The following is a 25121-nucleotide window of genomic DNA, read 5'->3' on the forward strand; positions in this document are numbered from 1 at the left end:
GAAACTCAACTGAGACTTCGGTCAGAGTGTGTTTACGAAAATTTTTCTTCTTTGTACTTCTTCTTTTTGTATTTCAATGCAGTCCCCCTAAAAAAGAAATCACAGAAAGTGATTTAAAAAGGGTTTTAGAAAGAGTAAGTATTGCAAGGATCAATGCTAATCTCAAAACTTCTTCCGAAAAATCTCCATCAGGAGATTTAACCTTTTTTCTGGAAGCTTGTTCGGTGTATCGATTGGATCCAGATAGTGTATTAAAAAGTCTGAAACAAAAAAATCCCGCCTTACACGAGGCGTTGATCAAAGAATATGAAAAATAAAGAAAGAATGATCTGGATTGGAATTGTTTCCTTTCTCAGTTTTGCACTAATTTTTCCGATAGAAACCGTAAAAGGGATTTCTAAAACCGGGGAATCTTATCTACAAATTTTCCACGAAGTATTATCTACCATTCATTCCGATTATGTAGAGTCTGTAGACGAGGAAAAACTCTATCAAGGAGCCATTCGAGGACTCCTTTCTTCTTTGGGAGATCCACATTCTCGTTTTATGGACAAGGATGATTTTTCTCAACTTCAAGAAGAAACCAGGGGCAGTTTTGGCGGATTGGGAATGGAGGTTTCTTTTGCAGATGGTGCGATTGTAGTCATTTCTCCCATTGAAGATACTCCTGCAATGAAGGCAGGAATTTTACCTCAAGATAGGATCATAGAGATAGACGGGAAAAATACACATGACCTTTCTCTTTCCGATTCTATTAAACTGATGCGTGGTAAGGTAGGAACTTCTGTTTCCATCAAACTGGAAAGAAAAAATCAAAAGGAACCTATGGTTCTCACTTTAGTCAGAGAGATGATCAAAATTCGTTATGTAAGATCTTCTTTTTTGGAAAAAGAAAAATTGGGTTATATTAAACTCAATCAGTTTATGGGAAAAGAGAATACTCTTTCCGAATTTAAAAAGGAATTAAATTCACTCAAAGAAAAAGGGGCCGAAGGATTGATCTTAGATCTAAGAATGAATCCGGGTGGACTTTTAGATCTTGCGATTGCACTTTCTGACTTATTTTTAAAACCGGATTTAGACATCGTGTCCGTAAGAGGAAGAGGGGGAGAACTTGTTCGGGTTTTCCGTTCCACTCCGGCAAATGATAAGTCCATCAATTTACCGTTAGTTGTACTGATCAATGAAGGTTCCGCCAGCGCCTCCGAAATTTTTGCAGGAGCGATGCAGGATCATGGTAGAGGAAAAATTTTAGGAACAGTTTCTTTCGGAAAAGGTTCGGTTCAAAATATCTATTCACTATCGCATAACACCGGTATTGCGCTCACGATACAAAAGTATTATACTCCGAGCGGAAAGTCGATCCACGGAAAAGGAATTCAACCGGACGTGATTGTAAGACCGATCGAACCTACTGAAGACGATCGTTTTTATATCCGTAAGATGGCCGAAAAGAAAATGCTCGAGACATTTCTCTTAAAAAATCCAAATTATTCCGAAGCAAACTTTGTACTTTTTGAAAAATATCTTTCTGAAAAAGGAATCAAACTTTCTACGGATGTAGCCAGATTCTTATATAAAAGTAAAACTCGTCAGGAAGGACAAAACTCGATTTTAGATTTAGAGTTGGATCCACAACTTCGTAAGGCGATTGAAATTTTAAGTCTTAACAAAGACGGAGAAAAAAAATCTTAAACCCCATGATCGGAATGGGAATCGAAACCAGTTGTGATGAAACATCGATTGGGATCGTGCGTGATGGTAAAGATCTACTTAGCCTTAAAATTTTCAGTCAGATCGATTTGCATAAACCCTATGGAGGAATTGTTCCGGAAATTGCTTCGAGGGCTCATTTAGAAAAAATCAATCTTTTACTCGAAGAAGCGATGGAAGAGTCTAGGATTCAATTCGAGGATCTTTCTTACGTCGCTGTAACTTCTTCTCCTGGTTTGACCGGTTCCTTGATGGTAGGCGCTCAGATGGCTCGTTGTATTCATATGGTATATGGAACTCCGATTTTACCTGTATGCCATCTTCAGTCTCATTTTGCAGTGTTACATCTGGAGGGAGTTCCCACAGAATTTCCGGTTTTAGGACTTTTACTTTCTGGAGGGAATTCGGCCATTTACATCTTGCATGAGTTTGGTAGAATGGAACTGGTAGGGGATACGATGGATGATGCCCTTGGAGAAGCCTTTGATAAGGTGGCGGGTCTTTTAGAATTTCCTTATCCTGGCGGACCTTATATAGAAGCAAAGGCGAAAGAATATGAACCATCTCTAAATGAAAAACCGATTCTTCCGTCACTTTTACGGAATCTCCCACAAGAAGAGGTATCTTTTTCTTTTAGCGGACTCAAAACCGCGGTGATGGTATTATTGGAAAAACAAAAAGAACTTTCAAAGGAAAGGATTTGTTGGAATTTTCAGAATTCTGCATTTGATCTTGTGGAAAGAAACCTCAAACGGGCGGTTGCAAAAACCGGGATCAAACGTATTTTTGCCGCTGGGGGAGTGCTCGCAAACTCCACTCTTCAAAATCGATTGTATACTTGGGCCGAAAAAAATTCTGTGAAACTTTTTACTCCCAAGAAAAAAATTTATTGTACCGATAATGGTGCAATGGTAGCGTCGCTGGGATACTATTTGTTTCGAAAAGGTTATAAAAGAGATCTTGATTTTACGGTCAGTCCATCCAGACAGGAGATTTTTTCATGAAACTCAAACTCAGTTGGGTTCCTAATACTCTTACACTCGGAAATCTCACGATGGGATTCAGTGCGATGCTCGTAGCGTCGGAAGCAGGGTCCAGAAACGGAAACGAATTGCAGGCCTATACACTTGCAGGATTTTTTATATTACTAGCCGCGCTTTGCGACGGATTAGATGGAATGGCGGCTAGAGCCCTTCATGCGACTTCAGAAATAGGAGCCGACCTAGATAGTCTTGCAGATTTGACCGCGTTTGGAATCGCTCCTGGCTATTTAATGTATCAGATGGTTTTATGCGAATACAAAATAGACGTCTTTGGAAAGGAAGACCTTTTTCCAATCGGAATGTTAATCGCGGCAGTTTTTCCGATTTGTGCGGCGTATCGACTTGCAAGATTCAACGTGGCTCACGATCCTAAGTCTTTTACAGGATTACCTTCTCCCGTTGCTGGAGTGACCGTGGGATTTTTTCCTATCTTTTTAAATGCAAACTCCGCACCTCATTGGATTACGATCGCGGCGTTTGTGCTTATTGCGGTATTGATGGTATCTAACATACGTTATTCGAAACCTCAAGTGGCGATTCGATCCAAACTCAGTCCAACTCGGTTGTTCTTACTGATCGCTGGAATTGGTATTTTACTCGCGCTGATCGGACTCAAACGTTGGCCTTGGCTGATCTATGGATTGATTTTCTTTTACATTTTTTCTGGAATTATGACCTTTCTCATACATTTAATCCAAGAATTTAGAGTCAAGTTGGATTGATTTAAAAAAAGACGTTTTGTAAAACCTAAACAAACGCGTATAGGTTCGTAAACTGTTGTATTAGAAATATGTAAACTTATCTCTTTTTGATTTTTCTTATAATAAAATTTATATTTCAACGTGAGTTCGGTATAACTAATGCGAAAACGATTATTATGCTGCGATCCATAGAAGTAATATTGAGTTTGGAAATTCCGAAGGAATTAGAGTTAAAAACGTAGTCGTGAAAGCCATTTTAGCTTTGAAATATGCGAGCGATTTGCCCAGATTCTTTTACGTCGAACTTACGTTACTTTAAGAAAAACTAAAATGGAAATTGTACTTGTAGATTGATCCAGATTCCGTCGTTTTTGTTTTCTTTTCTTCTGGAATGACTGACCGTAAAAGCGATGTAAGGTGATAGTAATCTAAGACGAAAAGAAGAAGAACGATCCGTAAAAATCAAACTCGTTTCATCCCTTGCGGTTCTTGCTTCAAAAAGAGAATCCGTCTTGTTGTCTTCTTTCTGAAATAAAAAGGCGCCTTCTAAATTCCAAAGTTCGTTGAGGCGAAAAGACCATTTTCCTTCGGTGATGCTATCGCCGTTGATTCTCCATTCTTGACCGGCTTCGATCGTAAAACTTTTTCGAACAAGAGCATAATAAATTCCGCGACCAATGGTTTCGTTTGAATAATTTCTAAGAGAAAAAAGAATTCCTCCCCAAGAAAGATCGTAAAAAATAGGAGCCTTACCAGCGATAATCTCCCAACGTTTTGAAGAATGATCTAAGCTCTGTTGAAATTCTTTTTCTGATTCTAACAATTGTAGGATGTTACTAGGAAAAAAATCGGATTGTTTCAAATTGAATTCCAAAGGACGATTCCAAGCGCGAATCCATTCTAAACTAAAATAGGAATTGGAAACGATTCCCAGACGCGCAAGTTGAGCCTTACCTTTGAGTTCACTTCGATCTGGGTCCAGAGCAAACAAGTCTTCGCTTTTACCTCGATAACCGGTAAGTTTAAACTCTGACTTTTCGAAAGAAACGGAGGAATAAAATGTACCGTTGATCTCTTTTTTTTCGCCAAACGTTTGAATTCTAGAAATGATTTTAGGACCTATAAGACCAAATTGATCCGAATAAAAGTTTAAAGAAACGTAATGTTTTTTAATTTCTGGCGAATACGCAAACTCGAACAATTTCCATGGAGAAATAAAATAGATTCCAGGTTTACGTTTAGCTTCTAGTTCGGAATAATACGTTCCTATGGACCAGTCTTTCCATTGAAAGCCTAAAAATCCAGATTTGTGAATCGGTTGATCGATTCCGGGTAACGCAGTATAAAAGTTATTGTCTCTCAGAAAATAAAAATTTTCCAAGGGCCGAAATCTATGTCCGAAACTCGCCCTAAAAAATTTTTGGTCGAGTTGGCCGGAAACAAAAGGACTTCCGTTTCTAGATTCCAGAAAACCTGTAAAACAATTCGCAGGTTTCTGATTTTGTAAAATTGTAGTTCGTCTAACACCAAACGAATCCGAGTTTAAATTTGTCCGAAGCAATTCGTTTTTGATTCTACAATTTGAGGTTTTAAAAAACCAATTTTCTTTTGTATAATTAGAATATCTGGATTCGTAAGTTTCAAACGTAACTCCGATTCTGGATTCTACCGCAAAAAGATCAGAATCTGCGGTTATACAAAATAAAAAAATTACGTTAAAAAAAACAAAGAATCGTTTCAAAAACCAAATTGATTTTTTTATTTCTTTGTTTTGAAGTTTTGAAAAAAAATTAAAATAAAAGAAACGAAGATTGTTTTTTTGAAATGAAAATTCGTTTTTATATCGAAAACTATCTTTTGAATTTCGGAAAATTTTAAATTTAAAAAGAAACTTTAGAATAGAATTGTTGAAAATTAATTCTCCATCAGTTTCTACTTTATGGAAACGGTCGATTGAAGCAGTTTTTTGATCTGAATTATGGAATTCTTCAACAATTCTAATATATTTTAAAAAAATGTTTTTAAATGTATTTTGGAAGAACTGGTTTAAAATAAAAAATTTTCGTTTTAATAATATGATTTTAAATTTTAAGAATAAAGAATATTCAAAAAATAAAATTTGTTTTTGTATATGAAAAATTAAATTTTTACTAAATCGAATTTGTTTTAGAAAAGTAAAAACTAAGTTTTCCTCAAATTGAGTTTTTGATTTTGAAAATAAAAAATAAAGAACCAATCGAAACGAATGCGCTTTTGCACTTGTAAGTAAAAGTTTTAAGAGAAAAGTCATTTTTTATCTTTGGGAAGGATCGAATTTTTAAGAATAAGTTTTGGATTTTTCTTTTTCAAAAGAACGAAAACTTTGGTTTGTTCTTTTGCCGAAAGAGAATTAAAAAGATCTAAAAATTCTTCTTTAGAACTATAACTCGCCTTAGAAATTTTCAAAGCGGAGGAAAGGGTAAATCCGGTGGATAATAATTCCTGAACGGAAATCGAAATTATCGTATAACTACGAATAGACGAATTTATATAGGAACGATTTGTTTTATCTTTTTCTACAAAAGAAGTTTCGATCGATTGTAATTTTATATTTTTAGAATGTAAGTTTTTGGATTTTAAAAGTGAACTAGGTTGAAGTTCGTTTGTAGATTCAGAAATTGTTTTAGATTTGAAATCTTGTTGGGAAATGCTGACTCCAAATTTTCCAGTTAGAAACGATTCTTCTTCCGGTATTTGGTTTCCAAAAAAAGAAGAAGAAAATTTTTCCCAAGAGAACCCGATTCCAAGAGTGAATTGATCTTCTGTATGGGATTTGTCCCATATCCTTGAAAATCCTAAAAATAATTGAAGTCCAGTATCAAAGTTAGAATGGAAAAAAATAGAACCGCTTTTAAAATCTTTTCCGGTTTTTCCAAAAACTTGAATTGTTTGTTTGTCTGGAATTGTAAGGTGGATTCCTAAAATTCCTAGATCCTTTTCTCCTTTTTCCCAGCCCACAAAAATGGAAGGACGTAGATCGTTGTTCTTTTCTGGAACAAAAGAATATTCAAGCCCTACATAAGTTTGATGAACGATTGGAAAAGTTTTATGATTCTCATAGAGAAAATAGGTTTTCCAGAAATGTTTACGTTCTAATTTCCAAGTTGGAAGTTCAAACCAGGCTCCATAAGAAGTAAATTTTTTTCCGGTTTTGAACAAACCTCCTAATGAAGGATTTAGATTTTTATGAATTAAAAAAAACGTAGGATCTAAGATTGAAGATTTTTCTTCCGAGTTTAAGGAAACAAAACTCAAAAGAAAAAAACTGAATAAGATTCGAAACTTTAAGAAAGAATTTTTTGGTCTGAATAAGTTAGATTTGTTTTTCCCCACTCTGAAAGCGGTTCGAGGAAATTACTTTTAGGAGAGATTTTTTGAAAAAAATAAAATTTTTTTCAAAAAAAAATCAGAACGCAGACGGTTTTGTCCGGAGAAAGGGTTAAGATAACTCGCAGAAGACGGAAAGGAAAAGGATTTTTTAGCCTAACAATGATTTTTGAAAAAGAAAGATTTTAGGTTGACATTTACTACTAATTTGATTAGTATGTAAATGTTTGTTAAGTGAATTATCCTGTTATTTTATCTGTTTATGTCGTCTAATTTATTAAGAAATGGAGAGAAGACTATGATCATTCGATCTCTGCAAGAATCAGCAAACTACCAGAGAAAACGTAGCGGTCTCCCTGGCGCCGGGCCGAATTGGAAAGAACGGACTCGTGCTGGGGAACCGAACTTAAAATCCTTTGCGGATTATTTGGAAGAAGCGTTTGAAGGGGAACTCGTTCAGAAAGGAGCTTGGTTTTCAGATTCTCTTTCTGAACTGAGTAAAAACAATTTGAAACGGATTTGAAGTCTAACGGAAAACTCTCTGAAAAGTTGAGTCCTTTCCCCGATCCCAGAACACGGATCGCATACGAAGCTGAATCCCTGGAAGACTGGGAACTCTTAGCGGTGCTTTTGGGAAGAGGGAATCGGGCTCAACCCATCGAAGAACTCAGTCGAGAAATTTTGCATCGAAGTAAAGGATTTGCTGGGTTACTCCAGAAACAAGTTTCGGATCTTCGTAAAATTCCGGGAGTGGGAATTGCAAAGGCGACTACTTTACTTGCGGCCATAGAAATTGGAAGGCGTCTTAAGTGGGAGGCTTTGAAAGGAAAACGTTATTCTTCCGAACAATTGCTTAATTTTCTTGCTACCAGTTTAATCCCTAAAAACAGAGAATGTTTTGTTTTAATTACACTTTCTCCGGAAGGTGCCGTTTTACGAGCCGAAGTAGTTGCTGTCGGTAGTTTAGAAGAAGTGGGAGTACAAACCAGAGATCTTTTGAAGATCATTTTAAACGACGCGGCCTCTGCCGTAATCATCGCCCACAATCATCCTGAATCCAGTTCGAGACCGAGTAAAGAAGATCTTTGGATTTATAAAAATTTCGGAAGTTTATTATCTAATATAGGTTTGGAGCTTTTAGATCAGTGGATTTTTGGAATTGACGGGATCTATTCTTGTAAGAAAGGTAAGGTTCTTCAGGCTCGAGCAAAGTGTTAAAAAATTTACCGATTCTTTGGATTTTAGTAAGAAGAGATTACGCCTTACAATTTGCGGGAAGTGCACTTGGAATTTCTTGGATGCTCGTTCAAAATTTTTCTCTAATTTTAATTTATACAATTGTATTTTTATATCTTCATCTCAAAGGAAGTCCGGAGTCCGCTTCCGATTTTATAGGATACTCTTTCAGCGGGCTTTTGTTTTGGGTTCCTTTGCAGGAATATATAATTCGAGGCACTTCAATTCTTACGGAAAATCGGCAGTTGATCAAAAGATCCCCTTTGGGTCCGGAGATTTTTCTTTGGGTTCCTTATATTCAAATGCTCATACATTTTACCGTGACCGCTGTCCCTGTCTTGATCGTATTGAGTATTTTAGAAAAATTGAATGTAATTTTATTTCCTATTTCAATTTTTATAATGTTTGCAGTAGGATATTTGCTTTCTTTTATCCAAGGATATTTGGCCAGAGCAAATGTTATTTTAAGAGATATTACTCCTCTCGTTCGACTTATTTCTCAGTTCTTTTTTTGGTCCTTGCCGATTTTGTATGTGTCTTCCGGTTTTTTATATTCGATCAACGTTTGGAATCCTCTAAATTTTCCATTGGAGTTATTTAGATTTTTTTTGTTAAACGACTTTGTTACAGTTTTCCATTGGAAAGAATTTATTCCTTCCTTGATTGTATTTCCTTTGATCGGAATTTTGAGTCGTTCTAAATTTCATTCTGTCATTTTGGATCATCTTTGAGTTTAAAAGTAGAAAATTTAAGTAAGGTTTACTTTGGATTTAGCGGACCTTTTCAAAGAATTTTGAATGTTCTATCTCTCGGTTTTTGGGGAAATGATGTCAAATACGACGCTCTTAAAAATGTGAGTTTTCAGGTTTCTTCGGGTGAAATTGTTGGTTTGATCGGTAGAAACGGTGCTGGAAAATCTACACTTTTAAAAGTTCTCACTGGAGTTTCTTCTTATTCGTCCGGAAAAATCTTAAAAACTGGTTCTATTCGTTCCATTTTAGAATTAGGAGTTGGGTTTAATCCGGAACTTTCGGGGGAGGAAAATTTATATTATAACGGTCTTGTCTGGGGACTGAGTCCGAACGAGATTCGGTCTTCTATGGACCAAATTTTTGAATTTTCCGGTTTAACAGAATTTAAGAATATTCCAATTAAACAATATTCTTCTGGAATGGTGATGCGTCTGGGCTTTGCTCTTGCTACTTTTTCGAGACCCGATATTCTCATAGTGGACGAGGCTTTGGCGGTAGGAGATGCAAGTTTTCAACAAAAATGTCTGAGACGTTTTCGTTCTTTCCAAGAACAAGGAACTATGACTTTAATTGTAAGTCATGATCTTGAACTTTTAAAATCGGTATGTTCTAGAATTTTAATTTTAGAAAAAGGAAAACTGGTTTTTGACGGCGATCCAATAAAAGGTTTTCGGGAATATATGCAAATTATTGCACATTCTGGAAGTGGACAAGAAACAACTTTTCCGGTTCAAAAAGATTCGGTTGTGGAAAGTTTTTCTGTAAATTTAAATCTTTTGAATTATTCCCAAAATGCATCACCAGCAATACAAAATTTAGAAAAACTTCCGAGTAAAACTTATCGGAGTGGTGTAGAAGAGGATTTAAAATACGAGAATCTTACGAACCCGAAAATATTTCCGGTAGGTTGTGAAGTAGAAATTTCAATTTATGTAATATTCAAAAATGAAATTCCAGATCTTACAGTAGGTTTTCATATAGACGACTCCCGCGGGATTCGCGTTTTTGGAACGAACACGTTTCATCTCAAAAATCCTTTAAAAAACATCCGAGCGGGGGAATTCGTTACGGCGAAATTTCGACTTCCTTTGAATTTCTCTGCAGGTAAATATTCTTTAGGGATCGCCTTACACGAAGGAGACAATCACGTGGGAAACAATTATCTTTGGAAAGATGGAATTATTTCCTTTGAATTAGAACGTTTAGATCTACCTAAATTTGAAGGAGTCGCTTGGCTTCCTGTGCAAAGTAGTCTTCAAAAAGACGTTTCTAATTGATTTATTTTTCTTTCTTAGTCCGGAAAGCTCGGAATCCTGGTTCTCAATATGAAAGTTTGTGTGATTGGAAGCGGTTATGTAGGCCTTGTCGCGGGTGCTTGTTTTGCGGAATATGGAAATCATGTGATTTGTGTAGATAAGGACGAAACTAAAATCGCAAATCTTAAAAAAGGAATGATCCCTATTTACGAACCGGGACTTTCCGAACTCGTTTTGAATAACTGGAAAGAAAAAAGACTAGAGTTCACGGTTTCTCTCAAAGAAGGGGTGGAAAAGTCGGATATTATTTTTATCGCTGTAGGAACTCCCACTTTACCGGACGGTTCTTCGGATCTTTCTGCTGTTTTTGCAGTAGCAAAGGAAATTGGTAAGTCCATCAACGGATACAAGGTAATCGTTGATAAGTCTACGGTTCCGGTCGGAACTGCGGCCAAGGTCAAAACAATCATTGCAAACGAAACTAAAGAAGAATTCGACGTGGTTTCCAATCCGGAATTTTTAAAAGAAGGCGCTGCTATCGACGACTTCATGCGTCCTGAAAGAGTAGTAATTGGCTCCGAAACTCAAAAAGCCGGGGATTTAATTGCGCAGCTGTATGCTCCTTTTGTTTTGAACGGTAACCCTATTTTAAGAATGGGAGTGGTTTCTGCAGAGCTTACGAAATATGCGTGTAATGCGTTTCTTGCGACTAAAATTTCTTTTGCGAATGAAATCGCTAATCTTTGTGAGGCAGTAGGTGGAAATTACGAAGACGTTCGTAAAGGAATGGGAACCGATTCCAGAATCGGCAGACAATTTTTATACGCGGGAATTGGGTATGGAGGTTCTTGTTTTCCAAAAGACGTTCGTGCACTGATCAAAACATCTGAAGACGAGGGGTCCCCTCTTCAAATCATTCGTAAAGTAGAAGAGGTTAACGAATCTCAGAAACTCAGATTATATGAGAAAATTATAAAGTTTTATGGAGAATCTGGACTTTCCGGAAAGACGTTTGCTGTTTGGGGGCTTTCTTTTAAGCCGGGAACGGATGATATGAGAGAGGCCCCTTCAATTCCTTTACTTTTAAAATTACATGATAAAAACGTAAAGTTACAGGTTTTCGATCCAGTTTCTAAAGAAACGTCTGCTGTTTATTTTGAAGGGAAAGTGGACTATTCTGCGGACGCTTATTCTGCTTTGAAGGGTGCGGATGCTCTTTTACTTTTAACCGAATGGAGAGAATTTAGAGAGCCCGATTTTTCAAAGATCAAAGGGCTTTTAAAAAATAAGGTTATCTTTGACGGTAGAAATCAATATTCTCCTGAGTTGATGAAAAAAGAAGGTTTTCAATATTTCTCTATTGGTAAGTCTAACGTTTAATTTTTTTTGGCTTTTACAAAACGATATTCAAATTTATGAATTACTTTGATTGTGCTTTTTTCGTTTAAAGCTGTAAAAGAGTGTTTAAAGTTACGTTTTTTTGTACAGTCAATATCCATTTGGATTGTGAATAACGTGAGTTCTATATCTATATGGGAAAAATGTTTCCCATTTCAGTTGAGATGATAAAGGGTTCCCCCATTTTTAGGAATGTAACTGTAAAATCTTGATTTGTAATAGTTCCCACATTTTATTTTTACAGAAAAATCAGATCCGATGAAGTGATTTTGTTATGCGAGTTTGCATTTATATATTAAATCTTGAGAATGATAACTCAATCCCAGTTTAAAAAAGCGGATTCGGTATCGGGACCGGAGTAATTCCAGTGTCCCATCTTTCTTCCATTTCTAATTTCTGTTTTACCATAAAGATGAAGATGATAATAAGGATTTTCTAATGTTTGATTCCAAAGATTAGATCCTGGATTATAATCTTCTCCTAAAATATTTTTCATTGATACTGGATTGGCCGGAATTGTTTCTGGAGAAGGTAAGTTACAAAGAGTTCTCAACTGAAGAGAAAATTGAGAAATGGTACCAGAGTTTTGACTGAAATGCCCTGAGTTATGCGGCCTAGGCGCAAATTCGTTGCATAAAATTTCGTCCTCTTTGATAAAAAATTCTATCCCAAAAACTCCAATATAGTCGATCGTTTCCGCTAATTTTTTTGCATAGTTTACAAGTTTAGTTTCTACGCTATCAGGAAAGTTTCCGGGATAAAACGTAAGGTCCAAGATATGATTTTTATGAATGTTTTTAGAAGGTCTAAAATTTAAGATTTTACCGTTTTCAAATCTGGCCATGATTACGGAGGCTTCTGAAGTAAATTGAAAAAATTCTTCTATGATATGATCTAGTTTGTTGAGGTTGGAAAGTGTGGAAGATAGTTCTTGTTTGGTTTTACACCGAACCTGTCCTTTACCGTCGTAACCCATCGTATTCGTTTTTAAGATACAGGGAAAATTAGTTTTAGAAAGAACAGATTTTTTTTCTTTTTCCGTCAAAACTGGATAAAATTTTACCGTAGGAATTCCTGCTTTTTGAAAAGAAGTTTTTTCCTTCCAACGATTTTGTGAAATTCGGACGCAGTTCGGAGAAGGCCTGACTATCAGTCCGGTTCGTTTAGAAAAATTTTCTATCGTAGTAAGTGCAATTTCTGGAATATTCTCAAACTCAAATGTAAGTGCATCTATGTTTTCCAAAAAAAGAGTCAAAGCCTTTTCGTCTTCGTAAGGAAAAACGTATTCTTTGGCACCAACGCCTGCGGCTGGAGAATTTTTTTCTGGAGAATAAACTGAGACCTCGTAACCAAAAGGAAGCGCTTCTAAACAAAACATTCTCGCGAGTTGTCCTGCTCCCATCACCCCTAACTTGGAACCGGGAAGAATCATTCGAATATTGTTCACAATAAATCCTTGTTTTTGGAAAGTGCGTCTTCTCGAATTCGATTGCGGTAACGTTCTAGTTTTCCAGAAAGTACAGAATCTTGAAGTGCAAGAATTCTGATTGCTAGTAGACCAGCATTCTTGGCGCCTGCGGTTCCAATCGCAAGGGTTCCTACCGGAACTCCTCCCGGCATTTGAACGATGGATAATAAACTATCCAATCCGTTTAAAGTTTTGCTTTGTATTGGAACTCCTAAAACCGGAAGAGTAGTCATCGATGCAACCATTCCGGGGAGATGAGCTGCACCTCCTGCTCCTGCGATGATTACGGAATAACCTTTTTCCTTTGCAGATTTAGAAAATTCTAACATAAGTTCAGGAGATCTATGTGCAGAAACAATTTCTTTATGAATGGAAACGCCAAATTCTTTAAGAATGGTCTCCGCTTCTTTCATCGTTTCCCAATCGGAATGGCTTCCCATAATGATTGCAACTTTTGTGTTCAAACATTTTCTCCTGTGTAAGAGTTTCTTTAGATTTACTTGTTTGCAAGTATTAAACCGGAAGCGCTTCTACGAAACGTTCCAATTGAATTCCTCGAGATGCCTTCGCTAATATGATAGAACCTTCCGGAGTTGTTTGTAAAAATTTATGAATAAGTTTTGTTAGTCCTTCTTGGGTTCCTGAAAAATGTTCACAGAACCTGGAGGAAGAAGTTCGCTTAATAAACTCTTCACCAATCCAAAAGGCATCTGTTCCAAAAGTATAAAGTCCTTTGAGGTTCTGAAATTCAGAGCATTTTTTTCCGAGTTTTTTATGAAACTCTTTAGAATGTTTTCCTAATTCTTTCATATCGCCTAACACCGCGTAAAATTCTTTTCCGTCGGCGAGTTGATCTGCGACTTCTAAAGAGGAAATCATAGATTCGTAATTTGCGTTATACGTATCGTTTATTACGGAATATTTGCCATTTTGTAAATCTAATCTTTTATTGGAGGATTTGAAAGAGTGGATCCCTTCTTGAATCCATTCTTGTGGGGTGTTAATCGTTTCCAAACATGTGATAGCAAGCGAAAGATTTTCTAAAAGTTTTTCACCTGGTAGATTCCATTGGATTTTTTTGTTTTTATATTCTAATAAAAATCCTGAGTATTTTTTTTGAAGAATGGAAAATGTTTTGTCCAATTTTGTAAGAACAAGCTTATTCCCATACTTACGAGTTTTATTTTTAAGTATTTTAGAATATTCTCCTGAACTTGGATAAAATAATATTCCTCCTTTTTTTAAACCCTCTGTGATTTCACCTTTGGCTTTTGCAATATTTTTTTGGCTTCCTAAAAATTCGATATGGGCCGTTCCGATAGTAGTGATGATTGCATAGTCTGGTTTTGCAATTTGACTGAGTCTTGAAATTTCACCTTTATGATTCATTCCAAGTTCGCATACTACAACCCTGGTCTGATTCGAAATTTTAAAAAGTGTAAATGGAAGCCCGATTTCGTTATTATAATTTTTTTCGGTTACGACTAATGCAGATTCTTCTAAATTTTTAAAACAATTGCCTAAGAATTCTTTCGTAGTTGTTTTCCCACTGGAACCAGTGACCGCAATTACAATCGGATTAAAACGGGATCTGTGAAAAGCCGCAAGTTTGCCGAGAGCGGTTAACGTGTTTTTTACAGGGATTGCTCTGGACTTTTCTTCGATATTGAGGTCTTTATAAATAGGATGATTTTCTTCGACTAAAAAATAAGTAGCCCCTTTGGAAATTGCGTCTCTGATAAATTCGTGTCCGTCTCTGTTTCCTAAAAGAGGTACAAAAAGAGAATTTTCTTCAACCTCTGTGGATGAGGTGGTAATCGTGGTAATGAGAGGTTCATTTTTGTGATACCAAGTTCCCGATGTAGATCCCAATACTCTGCGGATGGTTTCTGGATCGTAGTAGAAGTTCGATTTCATGGGTCCAAGATGTAGGGAGATAATGTTTTGAAAATTCTAAAATGAACTTTGGCAGATAAAGAGTATCTGATTGTAAGTTACAGATCTTTTTTAAGTGTTAATTTTTTAACTGAAACTTTGGCCTTATGTACTCTTTGAAATCAAATCGGTTCGGAATACAGCCTTGACAGTCTTCATTCTTATATTTTTGATTCCATTAAAGCTCGAGTAAATATGACTTCTAAAAAATCAACTTCCAAAAAAAAAATCCCCAATCAATTAGATAAATGGTGGCAAAAGACCACGATTTACCAGATTTATCCGCGTTCTTTTATAGATAGTAATCGGGACGGTGTCGGAGATATTCCAGGGATCATTTCTAAGTTGGATTATCTTCGAGACCTTGGGTTTGAAACTATTTGGGTATCTCCTTTGTATAAAAGTCCTCAGATGGATCACGGTTACGACGTAAGCGATTATTACTCGATCGCTCCGGAATACGGAACTATAAAAGATGCAGAAAAGCTAATAAAGGAAGTTCATAAGCGCCGGATGAAAATCGTTTTTGATATGGTGATGAATCATACTTCTATTGAACACGATTGGTTTATACAATCTCGCTCTAGTCGAGATAATCCTAAAAGGGATTGGTATATTTGGAAAGACGGAAGAGGGAAAAATAAACCTCCTAATAATTGGAGTTCGTTCGTAACGCCTAAGGCGTGGCATTATGATCCCAGTACGGATCAGTGGTACCTTGCGAGTTTTTTAGATTTTCAACCTGACTTGAATTATTACAATCCGGAAGTTAAAGAAGCGATGTTCGACGTTTTGCGTTTTTGGCTTAAGAAGGGAGTGGATGGTTTTCGTTTGGATATTTTTCACGCAATTTATAAGGACAAATATTTTAGGGATAACCCGTTTCGATTTAAATATATCGTTTCGGAAAATGATCACGACGGTTATTTTCAGAGTAGGGTTCATACTGTGAACCATCCGAATAACTTTACTTTTGCGAAAGAACTTAGATCCGTTTTAGACGAGTTTGATGGAGACCGTTTTGCGGTAGGAGAGGTAGCCGGAGACGATCATATCATCAAACGCTACTTAGGCGAAAAAAAAGACGGCCTAAATCTAATCTTTCTATTTGAAACTTTGTTGTTAAAGTTCAAGACTAGTTTTTTTAAAGGGATCGTAAAGAAAATGGAACAAGTATATCCGTATCCGAACGTTCCCACATACGTTTTTGGAAACCACGATCAAAGACGTTATATGATGAAAATCAATAATAATCTTGAAAAAGGAAAGTTGGTCGCTTTGTTTCAATTTACCGCGAGAGGGGTTCCGGTCACTTATTATGGAGAAGAAATCGGAATGACTAACGAGACGATTAAATTGACCGAAGCGCAGGACCCGCTTGCAAGAATCTATCGTTGGTTAGGCGATTCGCTTTCCGAATTGTTGGGACTTGCAGACGTTATCATTCGAGATCGGGCAAGGTCTCCGATGCAATGGGACGATTCGCCAAACGCTGGTTTTACGGTTCAAGGAGCAAAACCTTGGATTCGTGTTCATGGGAATTATAAAGAACGTAACGTTTTGGTTGAATCGGAAGATTCGGATTCTCTTTTAAATACATATAAAAATGTTCTTCGTATTCGAAATGGAAGTTTTGCTCTTAAAGAAGGTTCTTTGAGATTAATCGAAGAGAACGTTCCAAAAGATATGTTGGTTTATTTGAGAGAATTTGATAAGGAGCGTAAATTAATCGTTTTCAATTTTTCTAAAAAACCCAGATTTTTTACCAATCCTACGGACTGTAGAAAATATTTCTTCTCTACGGTTTCTTTTGATCATAACGAATTTGATCAATTTAAAATGCCTCCTTGTTCCGGAGTTATATTAGGTAATTAGTATATTCTAAAAAAATATGATTTGTTTTAGGAAATCTCTATCAATCCCAAAAATAGAGTTATTGAAAAATTGTTTTTTTCTTTCAAACGGATGGATAAAAACTCTTTGTTAATAGCAGAATAACGTGAGTTTGACGTAAGAAAACCTGGGCGAATCCGGCAGCCATAGGCAGCCGGACCGGGCTCTCAGCTTTGGTCAATAAATTGTATACAGGAAAGTTATACAATTTATCATCTTAAGTTTCAATTTATTGACCCTAAAACGCGACCTGTCGAACGACCTAAAACGCTTTCGTAAAAAGCGTTTTGCTTTAGTTCATTCATCGATCCCTTTCGCGTTATACCGAATTCACGTTAGAATAGATTTTTTCAATAATTTGAATAGAGTTGTTGAAAAATTCCATAGTTCAGATTAACAAAACTGCTTCAATCGAATGTTTTCTTGAAACGCAAACTGATAGAGAATTAGTTTTTCAACAATTCTATTGTAAAGGGTCTTGTTTGACTGTAATTGCTTACATAAAATTGACTTTTAGAAAAATGTTTTGTTTTTAGCGAGGGATGATCGAAGTAGGGCTTTATTTAAAGATAATATTATAAATTTTTAAATATGTTTTTTGCGGTTCTAATTTTCGAGTGAGAGGGATAGTTTTAGAAGAAAAGGGAATTTGAAACTGCTTGAACGCTACTACTTACCGAATAAGACGACGATACTCAACAATTCAATTTTAGTTAAAAACTCATTCCGTTGTATTGTAATACGTAGGAAATGAGTTTTTAAAAATTGATTTTATACTTATACGAGAACTAAAAAGTTAGTTACTTTTTATTCTCCGTAAACTACTACACATTCTTTTGAGAAAATCGGTCCCAAAATTCCGAAAGTACTTTTGTCAATAGTAGCAACTTTCGTAATTTGGCCGTCTTTCATTGCTTCTGCGATACTTCCTTCTCCACCGGAGTAAAAATACCATGTTAAAAGCGAATAGTGGTTACAAGACTTTCCGCTCTTTAGGATCTTTGCATCCGTAGGACCGCCAGTTGGGTTTCCGGATACGTGATAACTAGAAGAATTGTAAATAGCTGCTGGAAAAATACTCGTTGCACAATTGGAAACAACAAATGCTGCGAGAGAGATAAGAATCAGACTGATGAATTTTTTCATTTTAATTATTCCCCATTTACGATGGTGCAATAGTTGCTATAAACAAGTCCAAGAACGGAAAACGTAGAATGATCTACGGTTGCGATTCTAGAAATTTTATTTTCTAATGCGATTTGGCCCACGGAAGCATCTCCCCAGGTTACTAGATAAAGAATGTTATGTGCACAACCTTCTGCTTTTTTAGCAGTAGGGACTTCGTTGGAACGATTGATTTCCCCTGGGAAGGTCGTAGTTGTAATGAGTATTCCTTGTTGAGGACCAGTAGCACAATTCGATAAAAATACCGAAAAGCCTAGGGTGACTAAAGCCAGGATGATGATTTTTTTCATAAGATCCTTTTTCCTTTTTCCTTATTTTTTCTTTCCGGTAGCAGATTTTGCATCTGTTTTGGATTCTACAGCTGCGCTTGAACCGGTTACGACAGTACAAAATTTATGATAGATACCGCCTGATAAAACTCCAAGTTGTTCGTATTCAATGCTAGCTATTTTTGTAATTTTACCATCTGCCTTTGCAGCTTCTATGGAAGAATCACCAAAAGATACTAACCATAGAATGTTTTTAGAACAAGCCTTTCCAATAGAAGTTTTTTCTGTGTTGTCTCCGAGTGGACCTGGTATTACGCCATCGTGTACAATCATCCCACCTTTAGAAACAATTGGGTACATAAACCCGTAGTCTTTGGTTGGGTTTGTATTGGGGCGAAGTCCGTAAGCGTACATAATATTAACACCCGTACACTGAACTGCCCAGATTGTCATGAAGCAAATGAAAAGTAAAGATTTGAGTTTCATTTTTTCTCCTGGATTCCTTAGTTTGATTATTTTCCGGACGTTGCTTATGATTATTTCTAAAGTAACGTCTGGACGGGCCTATGCTATTAATAGTGATATTTTTGTAAATAGAGAATCACCTATGAAATAACAAGTTTTGAAATTTTTTAACAAAAAAATGTTTTTTGAAAAATTTTTAAATACAAAGTGAAGTAAATAAATTTTCTAAAATTTATTAGTAAGATGATTTGTATAAATGGAATGTTAGCTTTTAAGATGAAAACAAAAAAAGGTTCTGACGTTTTATATTATTTTCACTTTGTATTTTAAATCTGAATGGATTCAATTCTATATGGAAAGTATGTTCTAAAATTATAATTTAAAATAGATTTGAAACTTTAAATTATCTTTGATATTGAATCTGTTGTAGATTTACTTTTAGGAGTAAACACGGTTTGTATTTTGAAATTTGTGGGAACTAATAATAAAATCAGGATTTAAGAAATCAATTTTCAAATTGTGGGAACTATTACTTTTTAGAAAAATTTATAAACTTACGACTCGAACGTATAAAAATATTATGCTGAACTTGTTCAGAACGTAGAGTGTAGAATCTTCTTCAAAAAAGCCAATAAAATTCCGGGTTAGATTCAATTCTTTGAGAACTACGATATCTTTGGTAAAATCGATTGTTACTGTTTAGTACTATTTTCATATGTTCGAATCGTACAAAACATTCTACTTCTTGAGATATAATCCGAAAAAAGAACGTATTATCTTTCAAACAAAAAGTAGGATTCCTCAGAATCGTAAGTAAAAGGAGAAACGATTTTAGAAAGGTCTTCCTCTTCTTGTTTTTTTCTGATTTTTGCAAACTGTGATTTCCATTCTTGCTCTTTGAGGTCGGAACTACGGCCCGGATTCTTGCGAAGATAAAACAATGAAAAAAGTAAAAGTTCTCGGTTAAACCCGGTTTGATTGAGTTTAGAATCTAAAAACTCAGGGTCGATCTTGCGTCCACTTTCTACAATATCCTGAAGAATTTCAATTGCTTGAATGTCCGTAACGGAACCTTGGTGCCTGTAAATTCTATGAAGAGGATAAAGAATTTCTTTATCCGGCTTTCCATTTTTTTTGAGACTTAAAAAAAAGGCTCGTCTGGACATAGCCAACGAATCGTTGAATTTTCTATTTTGTAGAAATTCCAACGCAGATTCGTAGGCGAAAATAGGTTCGTTTCGAAAAATAGAAGCACGATCTAAAAGGGCTTGTACCAAATCCGAAGATTTCTTTTTCTTCAAAGATAAAAGAAGAATTTTATGAAGTAGCAAATTATCAGGAAAAAAAGAAAGAAACTTTCTACATTTAGAAATTGTATCGTCGATTCTTCCAGATTCGTGAGAGTTGTTTATTTCTGATTCGATGGCTGCTAAATCTTCTTTATAGGGGTTGTTGTTTCGAATCCAGCTAAGAGTTTCATCGTAATATTCTAAATTTCCAAGTCTTGAACTAAGAACAAGAACCTTGTATCTAAGTGGAGGATTTTCAGGACTTTTAGAAAGGCTGAGTCTTGCAAATTGAAACGCTTTTACAGGTTTATTGAGTTCTTCATAACCAGTAAAAATTTCATTTATCAAAGAAGAATGATCTGGATCGAGTAAAATGCTTTTTTCGAAACTTTTCAAAGCGGTTACTAAATCTCCTTTACCGATCCAGGCTCTTCCTTCTATCTCATAGTAAAGCGCTGTATTTTTACTTCCAATGGAATCTGCAATTTCTAATTTTTGAAGGGCTTCGTCGTATCGGAGCCGGTTCAATTCTTCTTGTGCTTGCCTAAGTAGTTCCGAATAAGAAAAGGTTGAATTCCCGTAGACCGTTGAATAACTTGTGCAAAGTAAAAAAAAGAGCCAAGTGGATAGCAGTCTCCCAGCCAGTCTGTTCGGTAGAATTCTTCCCATCTTTTTAAACATCGGAACATTAAAAAAAAACAAGAGGTTTCACTGAATGAATTCAGTTACGATAATTATCGCCATGTCTATTTTGGCGATCGTCACTGCTGTGGTCTATACCTTAAAAGTCACTTCTATCAAAGTAGGTGTCTTAGGCGGTAACGAAAAAGAAACGAAAAAGCTTCTAGAAATTTCATCCGCTATTTCCGAAGGGGCTATGGCCTTTCTCGTAAGGGAATATAAAGTCATATCCCTGTTTATTGCTTTTATGGCAGTACTGATCGTTCTATTGTTAGACAACCCTGGATCGGAAGGATTTAACGACGGAGTTTATACCGCAATTGCTTTTGTATCGGGAGCATTGATCTCCTGTCTTTCCGGTTTTATCGGAATGAAAATTGCGACTGCAGGAAACGTGAGAACCGCAGAAGCGGCTAAAACTTCCATGACAAAAGCATTCCGAGTCGCATTTGATTCCGGGGCCGTGATGGGATTCGGACTCGTGGGTCTTGCCATCCTCGGAATGATCGTTCTTTTCCTTATTTTTACGGGAATGTACCCGACCGTAGAAAAACATTTTCTTATGGAATCCTTAGCCGGTTTTGGATTAGGAGGTTCTGCAGTGGCTCTGTTTGGAAGAGTAGGCGGTGGAATTTATACAAAGGCCGCAGACGTAGGAGCGGATCTAGTCGGAAAGGTGGAAAAAGGAATTCCCGAAGACGATCCAAGAAACCCGGCTACGATTGCAGATAACGTAGGTGATAACGTAGGAGACGTAGCCGGAATGGGGGCTGATTTATTCGGTTCTTGCGCGGAAGCTACTTGTGCGGCTCTTGTAATTGGTGCAACTGCGTCGGCTCTATCCGGATCTGTAGACGCACTTTTGTATCCACTTCTGATTTCCGCTTTTGGAATTCCAGCTTCTCTTTTGACTAGTTTTCTTGCGAGAGTAAAGGAAGGTGGGAACGTAGAATCCGCTCTTAAAGTTCAACTTTGGGTTTCTACTCTTCTTGTTGCGGGAATCATGTATTTTGTAACAAAAACTTTTATGGTGGATTCCTTTGAAATTGCAGGAAAGATAATCACAAAATGGGATGTTTACATTTCCATGATCGTGGGGCTTTTTTCGGGAATGTTCATAGGGATCGTAACTGAATACTATACTTCTCATTCCTACAAACCAGTAAGAGAAGTGGCAGAGGCGTCTAACACAGGAGCTGCGACAAATATCATCTATGGATTATCTCTTGGTTATCATTCTTCCGTAATTCCAGTGATTTTACTCGTGATTACAATTGTAACTGCAAACTTACTCGCGGGAATGTATGGAATAGCGATCGCTGCATTGGGAATGATATCTACGATCGCAATTGGACTTACCATAGACGCTTATGGTCCTGTGTCGGATAACGCGGGTGGAATCGCAGAAATGGCGGAACTTGGAAAAGAAGTTCGGGATAGAACCGATACTCTTGACGCGGCCGGAAATACAACTGCAGCCATCGGAAAAGGATTTGCGATCGGAAGCGCCGCTTTGACTTCTCTTGCATTATTTGCAGCTTTTATTACAAGAACTCATACAACGAGCCTCGAAGTTCTGAACGCGGAAGTGTTCGGAGGATTGATGTTTGGAGCGATGCTTCCTTTTTTATTCACTGCAATGACGATGAAGTCGGTAGGAAAAGCGGCGGTGGATATGGTGGAAGAAGTTCGAAAACAATTCCGCGAAATTCCGGGTATTATGGAAGGAAAGAATAAACCGGACTACAAACGTTGTGTGGACATTTCCACAACGGCAGCGCTTCGAGAAATGATTCTTCCGGGATTACTTGTTCTATTGACTCCGATTTTTGTGGGTTATCTTTTCGGAGTGAAAACACTCGCGGGAGTTCTTGCGGGGGCTTTGGTTGCGGGTGTGGTTCTTGCCATATCCGCGGCGAATTCCGGCGGAGGATGGGACAACGCGAAAAAATACATCGAGAAAAAGGCAGGCGGAAAAGGTTCCGACCAACACAAGGCAGCGGTTGTAGGTGATACCGTAGGAGATCCGTTTAAAGATACTTCCGGACCTTCTATTAATATTCTAATCAAATTGATGGCGATCACGAGCCTCGTATTTGCGGAATTTTTCGTTCAGCAAGGCGGATTGTTGATGAGATTGTTTCATCATTAAGAAAATCTAAATTAAGATTTTTTGAAATAGGAAGGCTCTTCTTGCAAACGCGGGAGGAGCCTTTTTTGTAAAATCCAAAGGGAGTAAGCGATGATTAAAACAGGTTTTCTGATTCTTTCTCTTATATTGAATCTTTTCTTTGCCTTGATAGTGTTATATATGATGGTGGACGGATATCCAGAAAGACAGAACGGACCGCTTGGAGTTTTAAAACAGGATCTGATCATAGGAAAATTTAATCAAAAGGGTAGGTTGTTCCGATTGCCGAAAGGTATAGTCGTAAGAGACGCATCTGCAGTCGGAGCTGATTATTTCGAACCTCATCGTTTTAAAATAATCGTTACGTCCAACCGAGAAGATTTGGTTGATTACGACATTGCTGAGAAGGATTTATCCGATTTCAACGATGAATTTTATTCTGCAAAATGAATGGAGATCTTGATCAATTGTTTTGACAAATTAGATTTATAAAAATAAGGCCTAATTCAATAGGCACCCCTCTCTAAACTCAATAACTCCGCTTTTTTCAAAAGTTTGACGGGTCCGAATTCGATTTTGGGCGTGTCCCGTCGCGCCAATGAAAGGTAAGACGCGGGTTGTTCGTTTTTAAATTCGAAACTTTTTTATGTTGGCTCGCCGGGTCGCGCTCTCGCTCCAATCTGCAAAGCGCCATTTTGCTTTATCGTAGGTTCGAGCTTTTTGAAACAGGATGGCGCATTGCAGTATTTTTGCTCGATCGCTCACGCGTTTTGAAGTTCAAGATTTTTTTCGTTTTAGTTCGATTGGAAGATTTTACAGGTCTGGTTTGGATTGTTCGCGGTAATTGGATTTGGTTTAAAGATAAGAATTCTACTACATTTAATTAAAAATTTGTAAAGAATGATCGCGTAAAATTCTTTGGGTTTTAGGGCAAGTTCTTAAATTAAATCCCAGATTATCATGGAACTGAGGAACTCTTATTTACAGTAGTTCCAAATTTCAACGTTTTCCAACCAAAGAAGATAATAAAAAAGAAACATTTCGAAAGGCGCTCAAGACGCCTAACACAGTGTAAACGCTTGAATTTACGTGAATGGTAATTTTAGTTATATTTAATTTTACTTGCCTTTCAATGGAGAACGATTCAAAGAAACGACGTATTTCATATATCTTTTCAGTAAAAAAGAAACTTTTTAGAAAGTTCTTTTTTTGATCTGAGTTAATAGGCTCAAGGTGAAAAAAGATCAAAAAGTTTTTTCTTGTTATTCAATTAGAAAAAGGTTCCTTAGTCAGTATGTTGTATTTATTATTACGTCCTATAATCATTTTTCCTATTATTTCCGTTTTATATGCAATTTTTGTACAGTATATATTTCAAATTGAATCCCTGAAAAATCTAGGAATGACAATGACTTACGGCGGATTCTTTGTGATTCCTTTCTTAATTGGATTTATTTCGGTGTATGGGTTGGAAAAAGAAAAACAGCAACCGATTCTGTTTCGTATTTTTTATCCTTGGATACCTACGATAATTTCGATGTACTGTGCGTTTCTAGTAAATTGGGAAGGACTCATCTGTCTCGCAATGGCGGCGCCGGTCTATCTAGCTTTATCAAGCGCGGGTGGGATTGCAGTGGGAATTTGGTTCTATATTTTTCCGGGACATAGAATGAATTTACTTACTGTGTTTGGTATTTTAAGTCTTCCTCTTATAACCGGATATTTCGAATCTTATTGGGAATTACCAAACGAGATTCGTTTTGTAGAAACAAGGATTGAGATACGATCAACTCGGGAAAAAATTTGGAAAAATATCGTTCGGATTCCAGCGCTCGAAAAAACGGAAAACGGCTTTTTCTATCGTATGGGATTTCCCAGACCGATTGAAGCCACTCTTTCTTACGAAGGAATCGGAGGAGTTAGAGAGGCGAAGTTCGAAAAAGGATTAGTATTTTATGAAACTGTTACGGAATGGATTCGAAATCGAAAATTAAAATTCGAAATAAAGGCTGATCCGAATCTGACTCCATTAAAAACGTTAGACTCTCATGTAGTACCCGGAGGGAAATATTTCGACGCTTTACAAGGAGAATATGAACTAGAATACAAGGATGGTCTAAAAACAGACGAGGTGGGAATCATAGTCCTTCATCTTAGAAGTAAATACCGTCTATCGACTCACTTCAATTTTTACGCCTCTCTTTGGGGGGACTTTCTGATGAGAGATATTCAAAATTCGATTTTAAAAATATTGAAGAAGAGGGTAGAAGGGATGAGGTAGAACAGTTTAGTTTTATAAGCAAGCGTAAAGGATTGGGGAATTAGGAACATGAATGCTGT

General features: G+C 36.7%; 22 protein-coding genes. 13 read left to right on the forward strand and 9 right to left on the reverse strand.

What is annotated here, in order from left to right:
- Positions 1-26: 26 nt before the first annotated feature.
- The 4 genes from LEP1GSC059_RS17615 to pssA are packed head-to-tail and all read left to right on the forward strand — an operon-like array spanning position 27 to position 3478.
- Positions 27-317, forward strand: a complete 291-nt coding sequence (locus tag LEP1GSC059_RS17615; RefSeq protein ID WP_002178693.1) for an LA_1448 family UV-C exposure upregulated protein — start codon at positions 27-29, stop codon at positions 315-317.
- Positions 307-1695 carry a S41 family peptidase gene (locus LEP1GSC059_RS17620; protein WP_017214612.1) on the forward strand — a complete coding sequence of 463 codons (1389 nt, stop codon included), beginning with the start codon at positions 307-309 and terminating at the stop codon, positions 1693-1695. The genes LEP1GSC059_RS17615 and LEP1GSC059_RS17620 overlap by 11 nt, the downstream gene beginning before the upstream one ends.
- Positions 1696-1700: 5 nt before the next feature.
- Positions 1701-2717 carry a tRNA (adenosine(37)-N6)-threonylcarbamoyltransferase complex transferase subunit TsaD gene (gene tsaD, locus LEP1GSC059_RS17625; protein ID WP_002178865.1) on the forward strand — a complete coding sequence of 339 codons (1017 nt, stop codon included), beginning with the start codon at positions 1701-1703 and terminating at the stop codon, positions 2715-2717.
- On the forward strand, positions 2714-3478 hold the full coding sequence (pssA, locus tag LEP1GSC059_RS17630) for a CDP-diacylglycerol--serine O-phosphatidyltransferase (protein WP_002178779.1): 765 nt from the start codon (positions 2714-2716) through the stop codon (positions 3476-3478). The genes tsaD and pssA overlap by 4 nt, the downstream gene beginning before the upstream one ends.
- Positions 3479-3782: 304 nt before the next feature.
- Here pssA and LEP1GSC059_RS17635 read toward each other — a convergent pair whose 3' ends face one another.
- Entirely contained in the window at positions 3783-5198 is a 1416-nt protein-coding gene (locus LEP1GSC059_RS17635; RefSeq protein ID WP_235592123.1) for a hypothetical protein, read from the reverse strand.
- Between the two features lie 545 nt (positions 5199-5743).
- The gene (locus tag LEP1GSC059_RS17640) at positions 5744-6829 is read right to left on the reverse strand and encodes a hypothetical protein (RefSeq protein WP_020981324.1); all 1086 of its coding nucleotides are present in this window, start codon (positions 6827-6829) and stop codon (positions 5744-5746) included.
- 292 nt (positions 6830-7121) lie between these two features.
- Here LEP1GSC059_RS17640 and LEP1GSC059_RS17645 point away from each other — a divergent pair, with 292 nt between their 5' ends.
- From LEP1GSC059_RS17645 to LEP1GSC059_RS17665, 5 genes are read left to right on the forward strand one after another with little or no spacing between them, the layout of a single operon-like run.
- Positions 7122-7346, forward strand: a complete 225-nt coding sequence (locus LEP1GSC059_RS17645) for an LIC12298 family protein (protein ID WP_002178509.1) — start codon at positions 7122-7124, stop codon at positions 7344-7346.
- Positions 7343-8041: a JAB domain-containing protein gene (locus LEP1GSC059_RS17650; RefSeq protein WP_002147962.1), complete on the forward strand. Its 699-nt coding sequence runs from the start codon at positions 7343-7345 to the stop codon at positions 8039-8041. The genes LEP1GSC059_RS17645 and LEP1GSC059_RS17650 overlap by 4 nt, the downstream gene beginning before the upstream one ends.
- A complete protein-coding gene (locus LEP1GSC059_RS17655) occupies positions 8035-8790 on the forward strand; it encodes an ABC transporter permease (RefSeq protein ID WP_017214615.1) in 756 nt (251 codons plus the stop codon). Before LEP1GSC059_RS17650 ends, LEP1GSC059_RS17655 begins: the two co-directional genes overlap by 7 nt.
- Positions 8787-10088, forward strand: a complete 1302-nt coding sequence (locus LEP1GSC059_RS17660; protein ID WP_002178721.1) for an ABC transporter ATP-binding protein — start codon at positions 8787-8789, stop codon at positions 10086-10088. Before LEP1GSC059_RS17655 ends, LEP1GSC059_RS17660 begins: the two co-directional genes overlap by 4 nt.
- Positions 10089-10136: 48 nt before the next feature.
- Positions 10137-11447: a UDP-glucose dehydrogenase family protein gene (locus tag LEP1GSC059_RS17665; protein WP_017214616.1), complete on the forward strand. Its 1311-nt coding sequence runs from the start codon at positions 10137-10139 to the stop codon at positions 11445-11447.
- 334 nt (positions 11448-11781) lie between these two features.
- Here the strand turns inward: LEP1GSC059_RS17665 and LEP1GSC059_RS17670 are convergent, their stop codons facing one another.
- The 3 genes from LEP1GSC059_RS17670 to LEP1GSC059_RS17680 are packed head-to-tail and all read right to left on the reverse strand — an operon-like array spanning position 11782 to position 14850.
- Entirely contained in the window at positions 11782-12897 is a 1116-nt protein-coding gene (locus tag LEP1GSC059_RS17670; protein WP_081099824.1) for a 5-(carboxyamino)imidazole ribonucleotide synthase, read from the reverse strand.
- Between the two features lie 11 nt (positions 12898-12908).
- The gene (purE, locus tag LEP1GSC059_RS17675; RefSeq protein WP_020981283.1) at positions 12909-13397 is read right to left on the reverse strand and encodes a 5-(carboxyamino)imidazole ribonucleotide mutase; all 489 of its coding nucleotides are present in this window, start codon (positions 13395-13397) and stop codon (positions 12909-12911) included.
- 49 nt (positions 13398-13446) lie between these two features.
- Positions 13447-14850 carry a UDP-N-acetylmuramoyl-tripeptide--D-alanyl-D-alanine ligase gene (locus LEP1GSC059_RS17680; protein ID WP_017214619.1) on the reverse strand — a complete coding sequence of 468 codons (1404 nt, stop codon included), beginning with the start codon at positions 14848-14850 and terminating at the stop codon, positions 13447-13449.
- A 213-nt stretch (positions 14851-15063) separates the two neighbouring features.
- Between LEP1GSC059_RS17680 and LEP1GSC059_RS17685 the strand changes: the two genes are divergently transcribed.
- A complete protein-coding gene (locus tag LEP1GSC059_RS17685; protein ID WP_020981238.1) occupies positions 15064-16743 on the forward strand; it encodes a glycoside hydrolase family 13 protein in 1680 nt (559 codons plus the stop codon).
- Positions 16744-17568: 825 nt separating this feature from the next.
- On the opposite strand, the gene LEP1GSC059_RS17690 is transcribed toward LEP1GSC059_RS17685, so the two are convergent.
- The 4 genes from LEP1GSC059_RS17690 to LEP1GSC059_RS17705 all read right to left on the reverse strand — a co-directional run bounded on the left by LEP1GSC059_RS17690 (position 17569) and on the right by LEP1GSC059_RS17705 (position 20638).
- A complete protein-coding gene (locus LEP1GSC059_RS17690) occupies positions 17569-17907 on the reverse strand; it encodes a TRL-like family protein (protein ID WP_002178732.1) in 339 nt (112 codons plus the stop codon).
- Positions 17908-17912: 5 nt separating this feature from the next.
- Positions 17913-18236: a TRL-like family protein gene (locus tag LEP1GSC059_RS17695; RefSeq protein WP_002178767.1), complete on the reverse strand. Its 324-nt coding sequence runs from the start codon at positions 18234-18236 to the stop codon at positions 17913-17915.
- 21 nt (positions 18237-18257) lie between these two features.
- The gene (gene lsa14, locus LEP1GSC059_RS17700) at positions 18258-18701 is read right to left on the reverse strand and encodes an adhesin Lsa14 (RefSeq protein WP_017214620.1); all 444 of its coding nucleotides are present in this window, start codon (positions 18699-18701) and stop codon (positions 18258-18260) included.
- Between the two features lie 752 nt (positions 18702-19453).
- Complete coding sequence (locus LEP1GSC059_RS17705; protein ID WP_002178862.1) at positions 19454-20638, reverse strand: tetratricopeptide repeat protein; 1185 nt, start codon at positions 20636-20638, stop codon at positions 19454-19456.
- Positions 20639-20684: 46 nt separating this feature from the next.
- Here LEP1GSC059_RS17705 and LEP1GSC059_RS17710 point away from each other — a divergent pair, with 46 nt between their 5' ends.
- From LEP1GSC059_RS17710 to LEP1GSC059_RS17720, 3 genes are all read left to right on the forward strand, one after another.
- Positions 20685-22802, forward strand: coding sequence for a sodium-translocating pyrophosphatase (locus LEP1GSC059_RS17710; protein ID WP_017214623.1), 2118 nt, complete (start codon positions 20685-20687; stop codon positions 22800-22802).
- A 90-nt stretch (positions 22803-22892) separates the two neighbouring features.
- A complete protein-coding gene (locus LEP1GSC059_RS17715; protein WP_002178770.1) occupies positions 22893-23231 on the forward strand; it encodes a hypothetical protein in 339 nt (112 codons plus the stop codon).
- A gap of 958 nt (positions 23232-24189) precedes the next feature.
- On the forward strand, positions 24190-25062 hold the full coding sequence (locus tag LEP1GSC059_RS17720; protein ID WP_020981224.1) for a hypothetical protein: 873 nt from the start codon (positions 24190-24192) through the stop codon (positions 25060-25062).
- Positions 25063-25121 lie beyond the last annotated feature (59 nt).

The sequence above is a fragment of the Leptospira noguchii serovar Panama str. CZ214 genome (assembly GCF_000306255.2).
Taxonomy (GTDB): Bacteria; Spirochaetota; Leptospiria; order Leptospirales; family Leptospiraceae; genus Leptospira; species Leptospira noguchii.

Bases quoted from the DNA above. Each gene is read 5' to 3' on its own strand.
- tsaD (WP_002178865.1), top strand. From the start codon at position 1,701: ATGATCGGAATGGGAATCGAAACCAGTTGTGATGAAACATCGATTGGG.
- LEP1GSC059_RS17715 (WP_002178770.1), top strand. From the start codon at position 22,893: ATGATTAAAACAGGTTTTCTGATTCTTTCTCTTATATTGAATCTTTTC.
- LEP1GSC059_RS17695 (WP_002178767.1), bottom strand. From the start codon at position 18,236: ATGAAAAAAATCATCATCCTGGCTTTAGTCACCCTAGGCTTTTCGGTA.
- LEP1GSC059_RS17645 (WP_002178509.1), top strand. From the start codon at position 7,122: ATGATCATTCGATCTCTGCAAGAATCAGCAAACTACCAGAGAAAACGT.
- LEP1GSC059_RS17690 (WP_002178732.1), bottom strand. From the start codon at position 17,907: ATGAAAAAATTCATCAGTCTGATTCTTATCTCTCTCGCAGCATTTGTT.
- LEP1GSC059_RS17680 (WP_017214619.1), bottom strand. From the start codon at position 14,850: ATGAAATCGAACTTCTACTACGATCCAGAAACCATCCGCAGAGTATTG.
- LEP1GSC059_RS17620 (WP_017214612.1), top strand. From the start codon at position 307: ATGAAAAATAAAGAAAGAATGATCTGGATTGGAATTGTTTCCTTTCTC.
- LEP1GSC059_RS17720 (WP_020981224.1), top strand. From the start codon at position 24,190: ATGACTTACGGCGGATTCTTTGTGATTCCTTTCTTAATTGGATTTATT.
- pssA (WP_002178779.1), top strand. From the start codon at position 2,714: ATGAAACTCAAACTCAGTTGGGTTCCTAATACTCTTACACTCGGAAAT.
- LEP1GSC059_RS17705 (WP_002178862.1), bottom strand. From the start codon at position 20,638: ATGGGAAGAATTCTACCGAACAGACTGGCTGGGAGACTGCTATCCACT.
- LEP1GSC059_RS17670 (WP_081099824.1), bottom strand. From the start codon at position 12,897: ATGATTCTTCCCGGTTCCAAGTTAGGGGTGATGGGAGCAGGACAACTC.
- LEP1GSC059_RS17665 (WP_017214616.1), top strand. From the start codon at position 10,137: ATGAAAGTTTGTGTGATTGGAAGCGGTTATGTAGGCCTTGTCGCGGGT.
- LEP1GSC059_RS17685 (WP_020981238.1), top strand. From the start codon at position 15,064: ATGACTTCTAAAAAATCAACTTCCAAAAAAAAAATCCCCAATCAATTA.
- LEP1GSC059_RS17710 (WP_017214623.1), top strand. From the start codon at position 20,685: ATGAATTCAGTTACGATAATTATCGCCATGTCTATTTTGGCGATCGTC.
- lsa14 (WP_017214620.1), bottom strand. From the start codon at position 18,701: ATGAAACTCAAATCTTTACTTTTCATTTGCTTCATGACAATCTGGGCA.